We start from the raw sequence: 13,486 nt of genomic DNA, 5'->3' as shown, positions 1-13,486 counted from the left end.
CGACCCCACCCCGCGCCGCACACCACGCCGCCGCCCCTCCCCGCACCCGCCGTCCCCGCACCGCTCACCCCTCCCTCACGTCAGGAGTGCCCGCATGCCTGCTCCCTCACGGGCCGAAGGCGCCGCCCCGCCGCCGGACGCGGTGGCCAAGGCCGCCGACGCGCTCGCCGAAGCCGCCCGCACCGGCGTCCCGTGCCCGCCCGTACGCGGCCTGATCGACGCCGCGGACACCGCCGCGGCGTACGCCGTGCAGCGCCTGAACACCGAGCGGCTGCTCGGCGGCGGGCGGCGCGTCGTGGGCCGCAAGATCGGCCTGACCTCGCCCGCCGTGCAGCGGCAACTGGGCGTCGACCGGCCCGACTTCGGCGCGCTGCTGTCCGACATGGCCGTCCCGGACGGCGGCACCGTACCCGCCGGCCGGCTGCTGCAGCCCAAGGTGGAGGCGGAGGTCGCCCTCGTCCTGGGCGCGGGGCTGCCGCACGAGCAGAGCACCGTCGCCGACGTGCTGCGCGCCGTGGACTTCGCGCTGCCCGCGCTGGAGATCGTCGACAGCCGGATCGCCGACTGGGACATCACCTACGCCGACACCGTCGCCGACAACGCCTCCAGCGGGCTGTTCGTGCTCGGCGGCACCCCGGTCCCGCTGACCGGCGTCGACCTGCGGGCGGTGCGGATGGTGCTCACCCGCGACGGCGAGCAGGTCTCCGCGGGCAGCGGCACCGACTGCCTCGGCGGACCGCTCAACGCGGCCGTCTGGCTGGCCTCCGTGCTCGCCGCCGCCGGCGACCCGCTGCGCGCCGGCGACGTCGTGCTGACCGGCGCGCTCGGGCCCATGGTCCCGGCGGCCCCCGGCGACATGTTCGAAACCCGCATCACCGGCCTCGGCTCGGCGCGGGTCACCTTCGGGAAGGAAGAGGAACGATGAGCGACAGCGCTCCCGGTGGCGCGACCGGCCGTACGAAGGTCGCCGTCATCGGCTCCGGCAACATCGGCACCGACCTCATGATCAAGGTGCTCCGGCTCTCCGGCACCCTGGAGATGGCCGCCATGGCGGGCATCGACCCCGCCTCCGACGGCCTGGCCCGCGCCCGCCGCCTCGGCGTGGCGACCACGCACGAGGGCGTGGACGGGCTGCTGGAGCTGGACGGGTTCGCGGACGTGGCGATCGTCTTCGACGCCACCTCCGCGGGCGCCCACCGCCGGCACGACGAGGTGCTGCGGGCCGCCGGCCGCCGGGTGATCGACCTGACGCCGGCCGCCCTCGGCCCGTACGTCGTACCGCCGGTGAACCTCGACGAGCACCTGGACGCGCCCAACGTCAACATGGTCACCTGCGGCGGCCAGGCCACCGTCCCGGTCGTCGCCGCCGTCAGCCGGGTCACCCCGGTGCACTACGCCGAGATCGTCGCCTCCATCGCCTCCCGCTCCGCGGGACCGGGCACCCGGGCCAACATCGACGAGTTCACCGAGACCACCGCCGCCGCCCTGGCGCAGGTCGGGGGCGCCGCACGGGGCAAGGCGATCATCGTGCTGAACCCGGCGGAACCTCCGCTGATCATGCGCGACACCGTGTACTGCCTGGTCGGCGAGTGCGACGAGGGGGCGGTCGCGGACTCCGTGGCGGAGATGGTCGCCTCGGTGCAGGCGTACGTGCCGGGCTACCGGCTCAAGCAGCGGGTCCAGTTCGACCGGGTGGCGGCGGACGACCCCCTGCGCGCGCTGGCGCCCGCGGACGCTCCCGGGGCCGTGAAGGTCTCGGTCTTCCTGGAGGTCGAGGGCGCCGCCCACTACCTGCCGTCGTACGCCGGGAACCTCGACATCATGACCTCCGCCGCGCTGCGCACCGCGGAGCGCATGGCCGCAGACCGAACCGCGAAGGTGAGCACCCCGTGACCGAGACCTCCGGATCCACCGCGCTGTACGTCCAGGACGTGACCCTGCGGGACGGCATGCACGCCCTGCGGCACCGCTACACCGTCGAGCAGGCCCGTACCATCGCCGCCGCGCTCGACGTCGCGGGCGTGGGCGCGATCGAGATCGCCCACGGCGACGGCCTGTCCGGCTCCAGCATCACGTACGGCATCGGCGCCCACACCGACTGGGAGTGGATAGAAGCCGTCACCGACGCCGCCCGCACCGCGATCCCCACGACCCTGCTGCTGCCGGGCATCGGCACCCTCGCGGACCTCCGCCTCGCCCACCGCCTCGGCATCCGCTCGGTGCGCGTCGCGACCCACTGCACCGAGGCGGACATCTCGGCCCAGCACATCTCGGCGGCCCGCGAACTGGGCATGGACGTGGCGGGCTTCCTGATGATGTCCCACATGGCCGAACCGGCGGAGCTGGCCCGGCAGGCGAAGCTGATGGAGTCGTACGGCGCCCACTGCGTGTACGTCACCGACTCCGGCGGCCGGCTGACGATGGACGGCGTACGCGCCCGCTTCCGCGCGTACCGCGACGCCCTGGACCCGGCCACGGAACTCGGCATCCACGCCCACCACAACCTGGCCCTCGGCGTGGCCAACACCGTCGTCGCCGTCGAGAGCGGCGCGGTCCGCGTGGACGCCTCCCTGGCCGGCCAGGGCGCGGGCGCGGGCAACTGCCCGCTGGAGGCGTTCGTCGCGGTCGCGGACCTGATGGGCTGGCAGCACGGCTGCGACCTGTTCCCGCTGATGGACACCGCCGACGACGTGGTACGCCCGCTCCAGGACCGCGAGGTCCGCGTCGACCGGGAGACCCTGACCCTGGGCTACGCGGGCGTGTACTCCAGCTTCCTCCGCCACGCGGAGGCGGCGGCGGCCCGCTACGGCCTGGACACGCGCACGATCCTGGTGGAGGTGGGCCGCAGGGGCATGGTCGGCGGCCAGGAAGACATGATCACCGACATAGCCCTCGACCTGGCCGGGGCGTAGCCGGCTGAGACGCCCCGCTGTTCGGGCGGGGCGTCCCGGGGCTGCCTGGGTCAGTTCGGGTAGAGCTGGTGCCGGGGGATTATCTGCTGGGGCTGGCCCGGGCTGGACCAGAGCAGTTTCATGTGGGCGTCGCCCGTCTGCTCCGCGTACTCGACCTTGATGGCGTGGCGCGTGCCCGCCTTCAGGGCGACCTCCGCCTTGTCGACGGTCACGTTGTGCGGGGTCCAGTTGTCGATGACCAGTTCGCCGTCGAGCCAGACCCGTACGTTGTCGTCCGAGACCGTGGTCAGGGTGTACGTCTCGGTGCGGCGCGGTTCGACGGTGCCCGTCCAGCGGATGCCGAAGCCGTCGGCCGGGATGTCCGCCGCGGGTGAGCCCGTGTACTTCCAGGAGTGGTTGACCGCCGGGTCCGTGCGGGTGACCTTCGGCGAGCCGGACAGCGCGGGGTTGTCGAAGACCTCCTGCCTCAGGCCCGTGCCGCTGCCCGGCGCGGCCGTCGGGCCGGGGTCGACGGTCAGCTCGATGACGGTCGCGGCGTCGTTGGTGGCGGCGCCGGCGGGGGTGAGGTCGAAGCCGTCGGCCGTCTTCGCGACCGCCACCTCCTGGTCGGAGCCGAGCACGCGGGCCGCCGTGACGTCGATGCCGGTACGCGCCTTGAGAGGCAGGGAGCCGCCGGCCGCGGGCCAGGCGGTGACGGCCGCGTAGAGCTTGTCGCCCTTGCGGCTGACGGTGCCCCAGCCGGGCTGTTCGACGAGCCCGCCGAACCCCGCACCGTAGACGGCCTCGCCCTGGCCGGCGGTACGCAGCCAGTCGCCCATCTCCCCGAGCCGCTGGACGGAAGGCGCGGGAATGCGGCCGCGGGCGTCGGGGCCGACGTTGAGCAGGTAGTTGCCGCTGCGGGCGGCGGTGGAGAGCAGGTTGCGTACCAGGGAGGCGCCGGACTTCCAGTTCTCGTCGTAACGGGCGTACCCCCAGTGGCCGTTGAGGGTCATGCACGACTCCCACAGCTGCCCGTCGACCGGCGCGCCGGGGATCTCCTGCTCCGGGGTGCCGTAGTCGCCGTCGGTCACCCGGCGCTTGCCGACGCGGTTGTTGACGACGAGGTCCGGGTCGAGCCCGCGCAGGTACGTCTCCAGGCGCTCGCCGTCCTGCGCGGTCCAGGGGTTGTTCGGCCGGTCCGTCTCCCACTCGCCGTCGAACCACAGCAGCGCGGGGTCGTACTTCCTCACCAGCTCCTCGAGCTGGGCGTACATGCGCTTTTCGTAGCGCGGGAAGGTGGCCGGGTCGGCGAAGTCCGGGTCGTGCCAGTCCCAGATCGAGTAGTAGAAGCCGAGCTTGATGCCCGCCTTCTTCGCCGCCGTCTTCAGCTCGGCCATGATGTCCCGGCGCTTGTCGAAGGCCGAGTGGTCCCGCAGGTTCCACGAGTTGACCTTCGTCGGCCACATCGCGTAGCCGTCGTGGTGCTTCGAGGTGATGACGATGTACCGCATCCCGGCGTCCTTGGCCGCGCCGACGACGGCCTCGGCGTCGAAGTCCGCGGGGTCGAACGTCGCGGCCTGCTTCTCGTACGCGTCGGTCGGGATGTCGCACTGCCGCTTGATCCACTCGGCGTCGCGGCAGACGGTGCCGTCGGGACGGGTGTACTCGCCCTCCAGGTTGGAGTAGGCGCCGAAGTGGATGAACATCCCGAACCGGTCCTGCCGGAACCAGCTCGTGCGGTCGGAGGCGAACGGGTCGTCCACGGCGTGGTCGGTCCCGGGGCCGGCCGCGGGCGGCGCCGCGGCTCCGGCGGCGCCGGCGGCGGGGGTCGCGGCGGGCAGGGCGGCGGCGGCGAGCGCCGCGGCGACGAGCAGGGGCAGTGCGGTGACTCTCCGCTTGGCGCGGGGGCGAGGGGTGCGCATCGCAGCTCCAATTCATCGGATGACCCGGAAGGTAGGAACGGATACATCGGATGTCAATGGACGGCGTAAGGCCAATTCGCGTGCGCTGGCTGCGAGTTAGGAGAGAGAGGTCCTATGTATCGTCCTGCGGGGGCCCGTTGGGACCCCCGCAGTACCCGACCCGGCCCGGGCTACGCGAAGTGCAGCTTGTCCTTCCGGGCCAGGTGCAGGGTCCAGTACGCCTGGCCCGCCATCGCGCCGATGCGGTGTTCCCGCCCGTAGTACGTGTTCTCGCCGGACGCCCCGTACGTGCGGCCGTCGTCGAAGCGGGACATCATCCTCAGCTGCTCCTCGTTGTGGTGGCGCTCCCACGAGGCGGCGGCCGGGTCGATGCCCGTGTCCTGGGCCGTGAGGGAGACCAGGAGGTCGAAGTTGCCGAAGTAGAAGGGGAAGTGGGTGCCCCAGTCGTTGCCCTCCGGGTAGTGGATCTCGCCGCTGCCCGGCTGGTAGATGGTCTTCGTGGTGCCGTCGGGCGCGGTGAACGGCAGGTCGACGAGCGCGGAGTAGACGCGGTTGATGTTGTGGAGCGCGGCGCGCGGGGCAGGGCGGCCGGCGAGGCCGTAGACGAAGCCCTCGTAGAGGCTCTGGTCGAACGCGACCATGTAGAGGGGGTGCAGGATGTGGTGGTTGTCGAGGGTGCCGTCGTCGGCGATGTTCGTGCCCTGGAGCCAGGTGGCCAGCTCGATGCCGTTGACCGTCTCGCTCCCCGTGAGGTCCGCGGGGCAGGCGGCGGCGGCCAGCAGCAGCTCGATGTTGCGGCGGGCCCAGCCGGGGGCGCGCGGGTCGCCGGGCATCATCGCCTCGGCCAGGGAGAGGACGGCGGCGCTCCAGTTGTCCTCCTCCGCCTTGCTGTCGCCGGGGGTGACCGCGGTGCCGTCGCGGCGCTTCTCGTAGAGCTGTTCGCCGGAGGTGCCGATGAGGTGGACGTCGTTGCCGGTGGTGAGCCGGTCCGCCTCCCACGCCGTCATCGCGGCGAGGTGGCCGCGCTCCCGGCCGTCCAGCTCGTCCCAGAAGAGCCAGCCGGCGAGGGCGGTGTAGTACGCCCACAGGGCGCTCTGCCAGGTGTTGCCCCAACGGGTCGCGGGATCGGTGTTGTTGGCCAGGTGCCGGGCCGCGAGGGTGCGGACGAGGTTGCGGGTGCGGACGGTGGCGTTGGCGGCGGAGAGGGTGCGGGGGTCGTAGACGCCGCTGACCAGGGCGGTGGTCGCGGCGACGGCGGCCATGGCGGGCAGGCGGATGGCGCGCTCGTCGGTGCCGCGGAGGTCGATGTAGCCGTCCGGGAGGTACGTGCGGTAGGTCCCGGCGTACCAGGGGCCGATGAGGTAGCGCGAGCTGCCCGCCAGGATCGCCTTGACCCGCCGCCCCGCGGCGTCGTTCGCGCCGTACTGGCCGAGGCGGGCCCAGTCGATGGGCACGACCCCGCCGGCGGCGGCCGCCGGGCTCGCGGCGCGTGCGGTGGCGGCCGGCAGGCCGAGGGCCGAGGCCGCGCCGGCGGCGCCGAACGCGGCGGAGGCGCCGAGGAGATGGCGGCGGGACAGACGGTGCGAAGAGGTCATACGGCGCTCCTGCGGTCCGTGAGGTGGCTGTCTCTGTGGATTCTCACGTGGGAATCGCATCTGACAAGGGGCGGCGTCGATACGCTGCGCACCACCGACGCCCGTTCGACGAGGAGCCGGCGGCCGTGCCGCGCTGCCGGAGGAGGAGAGCCGTGGAGGACGAGTCGCAGTCCGGGGAAGCGAGCCCGGCGGTGCGCAAGCGGGTGCTGGAGAGCTTCGGCCGGCAGGGGCTGATGAGCCACCTCGGGGCGCGGATCTCCCGCATCGCGCCGGGCGTGGTGCACATCGTGCTGCCGGGCAGGCCCGAAGTCACCCAGCAGAACGGCTACTTCCACGCGGGCGCCACGAGTGCGATCGCGGACAGCGCGGGCGGGTACGCCGCGTACACCCTGTTCCCCGAAGACGCCGACGTCCTCACCGTCGAGTACAAGATCAACCTCCTCGCGCCGGCCGTCGGCGACCACCTGGAGGCGGTGGGGACGGTGCTGAAGCCGGGGCGGACCCTGACGGTGTGCGGGCTGGAGGTGTTCGGGCGCCGCGACGAGGGCACACCCAAGCTCGTCGCCAACGGCCAGCAGACGCTGATCCGGGTGCCGCGGGAGCGCTGACCCCGCGTAGGCTGGCGGCGGCCTTGTGGGGGGTTTTCTGATGCGTCGCATACTGGCGGGCAGCGCCGTCGTGATCGCTTTGACGGCGGGGTGCTCCGGCTCGGACGAGCTGGACCCGGTCACCGGCGAGTGGGCGGCGGAGGGGGCGCAGCCGGCCGGCTTCGCGCACTTCGGGGAGCACGCGATGATCAGGGTCGACGGCGGCGAGGCCACGCTCGGCACGTCTCCGTCGAGCCTGTGCGGCGGCGCCTCCGTCGAGGCCACCGGCGACGACGGCTTCCGCATCGCGTTCGCCGGCGCGAACTCGTGCCTCACGGTCGACGTCCCGGTGAGCCTGGACGTGGAGGTCGACGGCGACACGATGCGGGCCGCCCCGACCGGCGCCCCCGGCGACACCGTGTTCCGCTTCCGCCGCGCTGACTGAGCGGCGCGGACCCGCCGGGGGCCGCGGGCGCTGCGCCGTCAGCTCCCGTACCGGATGACTCCGTCGACCGGGGGGCGCCGGTCCGCGGCGCGGGCGAGCAGCGGGCTGTCCTGGAGGGGCGACTCCAGCTCGTAGTCCGCCCAGGTGACACCGCCGGCGATGACGTACGTCTCCAGGGAGCCGGCCTCCAGCAGGTAGATCCCGTGCCCCGGGCGGATCTCCCCGAGCCGCCCGGCCAGGGTCTCCCGCTCCGCCGGCGCGGCCCTGCGCAGGTGGACGGGGCCGAGGTCGTTCCAGCTGGAGATGCGCCACAGGTCGGAGAAGAGGATGTCCCGCACCACGAGGGTGTCGTCCACGTCCAGGTCTTCCAGCGGCGGAGTGCCGCGGAAGACCGCGCACGGGTAGTTGGGCCGGTAGACCAGCAGCCCGAAGTGACGGTCGTCCCGGAAGTCGGGCTCCGCTTCTTCCCGCCGTTCCGTCGTCACGTAACGGGCCTCCATTCGTCGAACTTCCTGTTCCAGCGGTAGAAGTCGACCTTATCCATAAGGCCGGCCTTGTGGACCTGGATGAGCTCCCACTGGGTGGCGAAGATGCGCCCGTTGGCGAACGCGTCGTCCGCCAGGTGGAGCCCGCCCGCGTCGGTCAGCGCCCTGTTCAGCGCCCGCGCCGGGCCGCCGCCCGCGGCGGGCAGGCCGTCGAGCATGAAGGAGATGCGGCCCTCGCCGCGGCCCACCCGGGCGATCGCGTTGACCACCTCGTCCTGCCAGGTGGCGGCGAACGCCGGGTCCATGAAGTGCCGGGCCTGCACCACTTCGGCGAAGTCCTGCACCTGGAGGCCGCCGCGGGTGCTGCGGCCGAGGGCGACGTGGTCGAGCGGGCCGATGAAGCAGGGGGTGAGGCCCAGCGGATCGAACCACGTGTGCGGGTTGTGGACGTAGGTGTACGGGTTGGGCGCCGGGGTGAGCCCGAGGGGGTCGGGGCTCGCGTAGCGCGCGGTGTCCGGGTCGTAGTAGCGCTGGCAGTTGTAGTGCAGCCCCGTCTCCGGGTCGAAGTACTGACCCGGGAAGCGCAGCGGCGTGTAGCCGGCGGAGCCGGCCGGCCAGCGGGTGTGGCCCCAGACCGTGCGCCGGGCCTGCCAGGCGATCTCCCCGCGCGGATCGACCAGTTCTGTGGGTGCCCCGACGAGGTCGGTGACGATGGCGAAGAAGCGGGAGTCGATCTCCTCCTGCGTGGCGGCGTCCGTCAGCCGCTCCGCCTGCGCGACGGGCTGCAGCCCGTCGTACTCCCAGGTCAGGGTGGTCTGATGGGGCCCGCCCGCGGTCACCGTGGTCTGCTCCACCAGGGTGTTCTCGTCCCAGGTGAAGAGGATCTCCTCCGCGATGCCGGAGCCGTCGGGCGCCATCCGCCGCTTGGCGAGGCGGCGGCCGAACGGGTCGTAGAGGTAGCGCCAGACGGTGCCGTCGGGGGTGGTGACGGCGGTGATCCGGTCCTCCGCGTCCCACTCGTAGCGCCAGACCTCCGGCTTGCGCGAGAGCCGCGACCTGGTGCGTACGGTGACGCGTCCGGCGGCGTCGTACGTGTAGCGGATCCGGCCCGCGCCGACGAGCCGGCCGCCGTCCAGCTCACGCGCCCCCTGGGCGTCGGGGTCCCCCTGCTCGGGCCAGGACGCCCGCGTCTGGTTGCCGGCGGCGTCGTACGCGTACTCCTCGCGCCAGCCGGCCGCCTCGACGCCGGTGACCCGGCCGACGGGGTCCAGCCGGAAGCGGCGGGAGCCGCGGTCGCCGTCCTCGACGTGGACGAGGTGGCCGTCCGCCCGGTAGTCGTACCGGCGCCGCAGCACGTCGTCCGCGGGCGTACGCACCCGCTGCTCGCCGAGGCGGCCCGCCGCGTCCCAGGCGTTGTCGAGGAGGAGGGCGTCGTCGAGGGACCGCGTCGTCTCCCGGCCCGCGGCGTCGAAGGCCGACCGGATGGCGTGGCCGGCGAAGTCCACCGCGGTGCGCTGCCCCGTCTCGTCGTAGCCGTAGCGGGTACGCCTGCCGCCGGGCGTGACGCGCTCCGTGGGCCGGCCGACGGCGTCGTGGGCGAGGGTGAGCGTGCGGCCGTTGACCGTCTCGGCCGTCAGCCTGCCCAGTACGTCATGGGTGCGCCGCAGGTCGCAGCCGGGTGCGGTGGCGCGGAGCAGCCTGCCCAGCGGGTCGTGCTCGAACGTCGTGGCCGCGCCGTCGACGCGCTTGGCCACGATCTGGCCGGTCCAGTCCCGCTCGAACTCCACGGTCTGGCCGAGCGGGTTGGTCCGCGACGACATCCGGCCGGCGGCGTCGTGGCCGTAGGCGATGCGGACGCCGTGGAAGTCGGTCTCGGCGGTGAGGTTGCCGGCCGGGTCGTACTCGTACGTCCACTCCCGGCCCTCGGGGTCGGCCACCGCGGTCAGCCGCAGCAGCGGGTCGTAGCTGTACCGGTACGTCGCCCCGTCGGGGTTGCTGCGGGCGGCGAGGAGGTCGAAGTGGGTGTACTCGTAGCGCGTGGTGCCGCCCTGCGCGTCGCGGTGGCCGGTGCAGTTGCCCTCGCCGTCGTACTCCCAGGCCTCCCGCGCGCCGTCCGGTCCGATACGGCCGGCGAGCCTGCCCTCCACCGTCCACCGCAGCCGGGTGACGGCGCCGTGCTGGTCGGCCACCTCCCGCACCCGGCCGAAGGCGTCGTGGCGCCGGACGATGCGGCGGCCGGTCGAGGTGGCGATGGTCAGCGGCAGCCCCGCGGCGTCGCACTTGACGCTCGTCGACTGGCCCAGCGGATCGGTGATCCCGGCGAGGTGCCCGAACTCGTCGTACTCGTAGCGCGTGACGGCACCGGCCGGGTCGGTGACCGACGTGCAGCGCCCCTGGGCGTCGTACTCCCAGAACCAGGCGGCGCCGTCGGTGAGCCGCAGCGAGGTGAGCCTGCCCAGGGCGGAGTACGCCAGTTCCGACTCCGTGCCGTCCGGGTGGACCACCAGCGTCGGCCGGCCGCCCGGGTCGTTGGTGTAGCGCGTGGTGTGGCCGAGGGCGTCGGTCTCGGAGACGACGTGGTGGTGGGCGTCGTACTCGGTGCGCGACACCGCACCGACCGCGTCGATCTCGGCGACGACCTCGGAGTTCTCGTTGATCACGAAGCGGGTGGCGGCGCCCTCGGGGGTGGTGAGCGTGGTGACGCGCGCGCCCGGCCACGCGGGGTCGGCGCCGTCGTAGGCGAGGACGAGGGCCAGGACGCCGGACTCGCCGCGCTGCGCGATGCAGCGGTCGTGCTCGTCGTACGTGTAGGTGTAGCGGCGGCTGTTGCGGTCGGTCCAGGAGGTGATGCGCAGCCGCTCGTCGTAGGTGAAGACCAGCGGCAGGCCCGAGGAGTTGACGTCCTCGGTGAGGTTGCCGTCCTCGTCGTAGGCGAAGCTCTTGACGGTGACGCCGGAGCCGTCGTCGGCGGCGCGCGCGACGGCCAGGGCGGTGATGCGGTCCCCGGCGGTGGTGATCTTGAGGTGGTAGCCGCCGGAGTGCCGGATGCCGGCCGGGGCGCCGTCCTCGCCGTAGTCGAAGTCGAGGGTGTGGCCGTCGCGGTCCGACACCTGCTCGATGCGGGCGACGCCGGGGCCGAGCACGTCGTGGTCCGCCGGCGGGGCGAAGCGGCGGGTGTGGCCGGTGCCGGGGTCGGTGACGAGGTAGCCGCCATTTTCGAGGCGCCGCAGCGGCCAGCGGGGCCCCTCCTCGGGCATGACGTCGTCGTCGGTGCCGGCGGGATGCGGGTACTTCAGCAGCAGCCCGTCCTCCGAGACGAAGACGACGCCGTCGTCCTCCGCCTCCACCCGCTGGTCGGCGGTGGAGGTCCAGGCAGGGCCGAACCAGCGGCCGGCCAGGTAGCCCGACTCCGCCCGGCGGGTGAACACCAGCGGCAGCGCGCCCGGCAGTTCGACGTCGGTCTGCGTCAGGAACATCTTGCCCGTCGCCATGTCCACGGGGTCGCCGCAGCCGCGGACGACGTTCTTGAGGCGGTTGTACGCGCCCTTCGCGCCGTTGGCGAGCATGTCGCCGCCGCGCTTGGCGAGGCCGAGGACGGCGGACTTCATGGACTTCAGACCCTTGAGGGCGCTCAGCCCGCCCTTGAGGCCCTTGGCGAGGCCGCCGAGGGTGGTGAGGCCTTTCATGCCGGGGATGCAGTCGAGGGCGGCGAAGGCGACGTCCCAGAGGGACGCTTCGCCGTTCATGTACTTGACGAGGGTGTCGGCGAGGACGACCAGCGCCGCGGCGAGGACGACCCAGGCCAGGGGTCCGCCGATGATGAGGACGACGATGCCGAGGACGGCGACGATGACTTTGCAGACGGTGACGATGGTGTCCCAGTTGTCCTTGACCCAGTCGACCGCCTTCTCCCACCACTTGCGGTTCTGGATCCCCGCGTCGGAGGCGTCTTCGAGTTTGTCCTTGGCCTCGGACGCGGCGTCCTCGCGCATCTTCTTGGCGTCGGCGGCCATCTTCTTGGCCGCTTCCAGGCCGCCTTGGGCGTTGTCGACGGCGGTCTGGGCGGAGGCGCGGGCGGACTTGGCGTCGGTGGCGTTGCGGGTGGCGGCGCGCACCTCCGACTCGTCGGGCTTCTCCTTGCCCTCCTTCTCGTCGTACTCCTCGGTCTTCTTCGTCGCCCGGTCCACCCAGGAGTTCGCCGAGTCGAGGCGGCCGTTGGCGGCGGTCAGGTCGCTCTGCGCCTCACGGCCCCTGGCCAGCGCCTTGTCGGCCAGCGACTGCGCCCGCTCCAGCTTCGGCCAGTACGCCGCAAGCGCGTCACCCGCCAGGTCGTACGAACGCTGAAGCTTCTTGAGGTTCTTCGGAACCTCCTCGAACTCGTCCTGGAACGCCTTCGCCGTCTTCCCCGCCCAGCGAAGCAGCGCATCCTCGCCCGCCATGCCCTTGATCTGCCGCAGCGCATCCGCCACGTCATCGGCGAAATCGTGCAGCTCACGCGCCAGCTGCTTGACCCGCTCCGGATCCCCCGGCGTGGGATCGTCGTCCAGATCCAGGACATGCCAGTCCGTCGGGCGATTCCCCATGCGTACTCACCAACCCCCCGCGGCCGCCGTCGTGTTGTGGACGGCGAGCCTCCTTACGAAGGTACACCGGCCGTCCGCATGCGGAGATAGCCGACACGGCGGGTGTTTCGCCCCGTCCGGCGCGCCCCGGGACCCGGGTGACGGCCCGCGCTCGTACCTGCGCGGGGAGTGGTGATCGCGGAGGTAGCGTCACCTTTCGGCAGACCACGACGGGATCGGTGTCGGATCCGGGCGGCGGCGTTCGTGGAAGAGGTGAGAGGGCACCCGCGCGGGCTGTCCGCAGAAGGGAACGACCATGAAGCTGACGACCGTCACCAACGTCTCCGTCGACGGAGTGATGCAGGGCCTCGGCCGGTCCGACGAGGACCGCAGGGACGGGTTCGAGCGGGGCGGCTGGGCGCTGCCGCTGTTCGAGCCGGAGGCCGAGGCCTACCTCGGCGAGGTGTACCAGCGCGCCGACGCCTTCCTCTTCGGCCGCTGGACCTACGAGGTCTTCGCCGGCTCCTGGGGCGTCCTGCCCAACCCCGAGGACAACCCCATCGGCGGGCCCCTCAACCGGCAGCCCAAGTACGTGGTGTCGAACACGCTCACCGACCCGCAGTGGGCGGGCACCCGCGTCCTGGCCGGCGACCCCGTGCACGCCGTACGGGAGCTGAAGGCCGGCGGCGCAGGGGAGGTGCAGGTGCACGGCAGCGGAAAGCTCCTGCGCTGCCTCCTCGCGAACGGCCTGGTCGACGAGATCACCCTGCTGACCTACCCGGTGGTCGTCGGCCAGGGCCGGCGGCTGTTTCCCGCCGAGGGGCCGGACGCGGCGCTCGACCTGGTCGACCACCGGGCCTTCCCGGGTGGTATCACGGCACAGGTCTACCGGCCGGCCGGGCGCCCGGAGTACGCCGGTGAGGACGCCGGCCCGGGCCGCGACTCGTAGCCGCGGCCCCGCCGTCCCCGACCCGCCGTCCCGACCCGCCGTCCCCGACG

10 protein-coding genes are annotated in these 13,486 nt (G+C 72.9%); 6 read left to right on the top strand and 4 right to left on the bottom strand.

Translation table 11 applies throughout. The features are described from left to right. Nucleotides 1-94 precede the first annotated feature (94 nt). Genes LG396_RS06920 through dmpG form a run of 3 tightly spaced genes read left to right on the top strand, consistent with a single transcriptional unit; the run spans nucleotide 95 to nucleotide 2,912 of the window. Nucleotides 95-925: a 2-keto-4-pentenoate hydratase gene (locus tag LG396_RS06920; protein ID WP_018851445.1), complete on the top strand. Its 831-nt coding sequence runs from the start codon at nucleotides 95-97 to the stop codon at nucleotides 923-925. Continuing rightward, nucleotides 922-1,893, top strand: coding sequence for an acetaldehyde dehydrogenase (acetylating) (locus tag LG396_RS06915; RefSeq protein WP_100301515.1), 972 nt, complete (start codon nucleotides 922-924; stop codon nucleotides 1,891-1,893). Before LG396_RS06920 ends, LG396_RS06915 begins: the two co-directional genes overlap by 4 nt. Then, complete coding sequence (gene dmpG, locus LG396_RS06910; RefSeq protein ID WP_225794056.1) at nucleotides 1,890-2,912, top strand: 4-hydroxy-2-oxovalerate aldolase; 1,023 nt, start codon at nucleotides 1,890-1,892, stop codon at nucleotides 2,910-2,912. The genes LG396_RS06915 and dmpG overlap by 4 nt, the downstream gene beginning before the upstream one ends. A 50-nt stretch (nucleotides 2,913-2,962) precedes the next feature. On the opposite strand, the gene LG396_RS06905 is transcribed toward dmpG, so the two are convergent. Together LG396_RS06905 and LG396_RS06900 are read right to left on the bottom strand one after the other, a co-directional pair. Continuing rightward, nucleotides 2,963-4,813: an alpha-L-fucosidase gene (locus LG396_RS06905; protein WP_225794055.1), complete on the bottom strand. Its 1,851-nt coding sequence runs from the start codon at nucleotides 4,811-4,813 to the stop codon at nucleotides 2,963-2,965. Between the two features lie 170 nt (nucleotides 4,814-4,983). Further along, a complete protein-coding gene (locus tag LG396_RS06900; RefSeq protein ID WP_225794054.1) occupies nucleotides 4,984-6,408 on the bottom strand; it encodes a hypothetical protein in 1,425 nt (474 codons plus the stop codon). Nucleotides 6,409-6,560: 152 nt separating this feature from the next. Here LG396_RS06900 and LG396_RS06895 point away from each other — a divergent pair, with 152 nt between their 5' ends. Continuing rightward, nucleotides 6,561-7,016, top strand: a complete 456-nt coding sequence (locus LG396_RS06895) for a PaaI family thioesterase (RefSeq protein ID WP_225794053.1) — start codon at nucleotides 6,561-6,563, stop codon at nucleotides 7,014-7,016. A 40-nt stretch (nucleotides 7,017-7,056) separates the two neighbouring features. Further along, nucleotides 7,057-7,440 carry a hypothetical protein gene (locus LG396_RS06890; RefSeq protein WP_018845146.1) on the top strand — a complete coding sequence of 128 codons (384 nt, stop codon included), beginning with the start codon at nucleotides 7,057-7,059 and terminating at the stop codon, nucleotides 7,438-7,440. 38 nt (nucleotides 7,441-7,478) lie between these two features. On the opposite strand, the gene LG396_RS06885 is transcribed toward LG396_RS06890, so the two are convergent. Together LG396_RS06885 and LG396_RS06880 are read right to left on the bottom strand one after the other, a co-directional pair. Next, nucleotides 7,479-7,925: a hypothetical protein gene (locus LG396_RS06885; RefSeq protein ID WP_225794052.1), complete on the bottom strand. Its 447-nt coding sequence runs from the start codon at nucleotides 7,923-7,925 to the stop codon at nucleotides 7,479-7,481. Then, the gene (locus LG396_RS06880; RefSeq protein WP_225794051.1) at nucleotides 7,922-12,508 is read right to left on the bottom strand and encodes an RHS repeat-associated core domain-containing protein; all 4,587 of its coding nucleotides are present in this window, start codon (nucleotides 12,506-12,508) and stop codon (nucleotides 7,922-7,924) included. Before LG396_RS06880 ends, LG396_RS06885 begins: the two co-directional genes overlap by 4 nt. A gap of 295 nt (nucleotides 12,509-12,803) precedes the next feature. On the opposite strand from LG396_RS06880, the gene LG396_RS06875 reads away from it, so the two are divergent. Next, nucleotides 12,804-13,436: a dihydrofolate reductase family protein gene (locus LG396_RS06875; RefSeq protein WP_225794050.1), complete on the top strand. Its 633-nt coding sequence runs from the start codon at nucleotides 12,804-12,806 to the stop codon at nucleotides 13,434-13,436. Nucleotides 13,437-13,486: the final 50 nt, after the last annotated feature.

Origin of the sequence: Streptomyces aculeolatus (genome assembly GCF_020400605.1) — a bacterium.
Classification (GTDB): domain Bacteria; phylum Actinomycetota; class Actinomycetes; order Streptomycetales; family Streptomycetaceae; genus Streptomyces; species Streptomyces aculeolatus.
The sequence above is the reverse complement of the archived record's forward strand: the minus strand, read 5'-3'. Positions and strand labels throughout refer to the sequence as shown.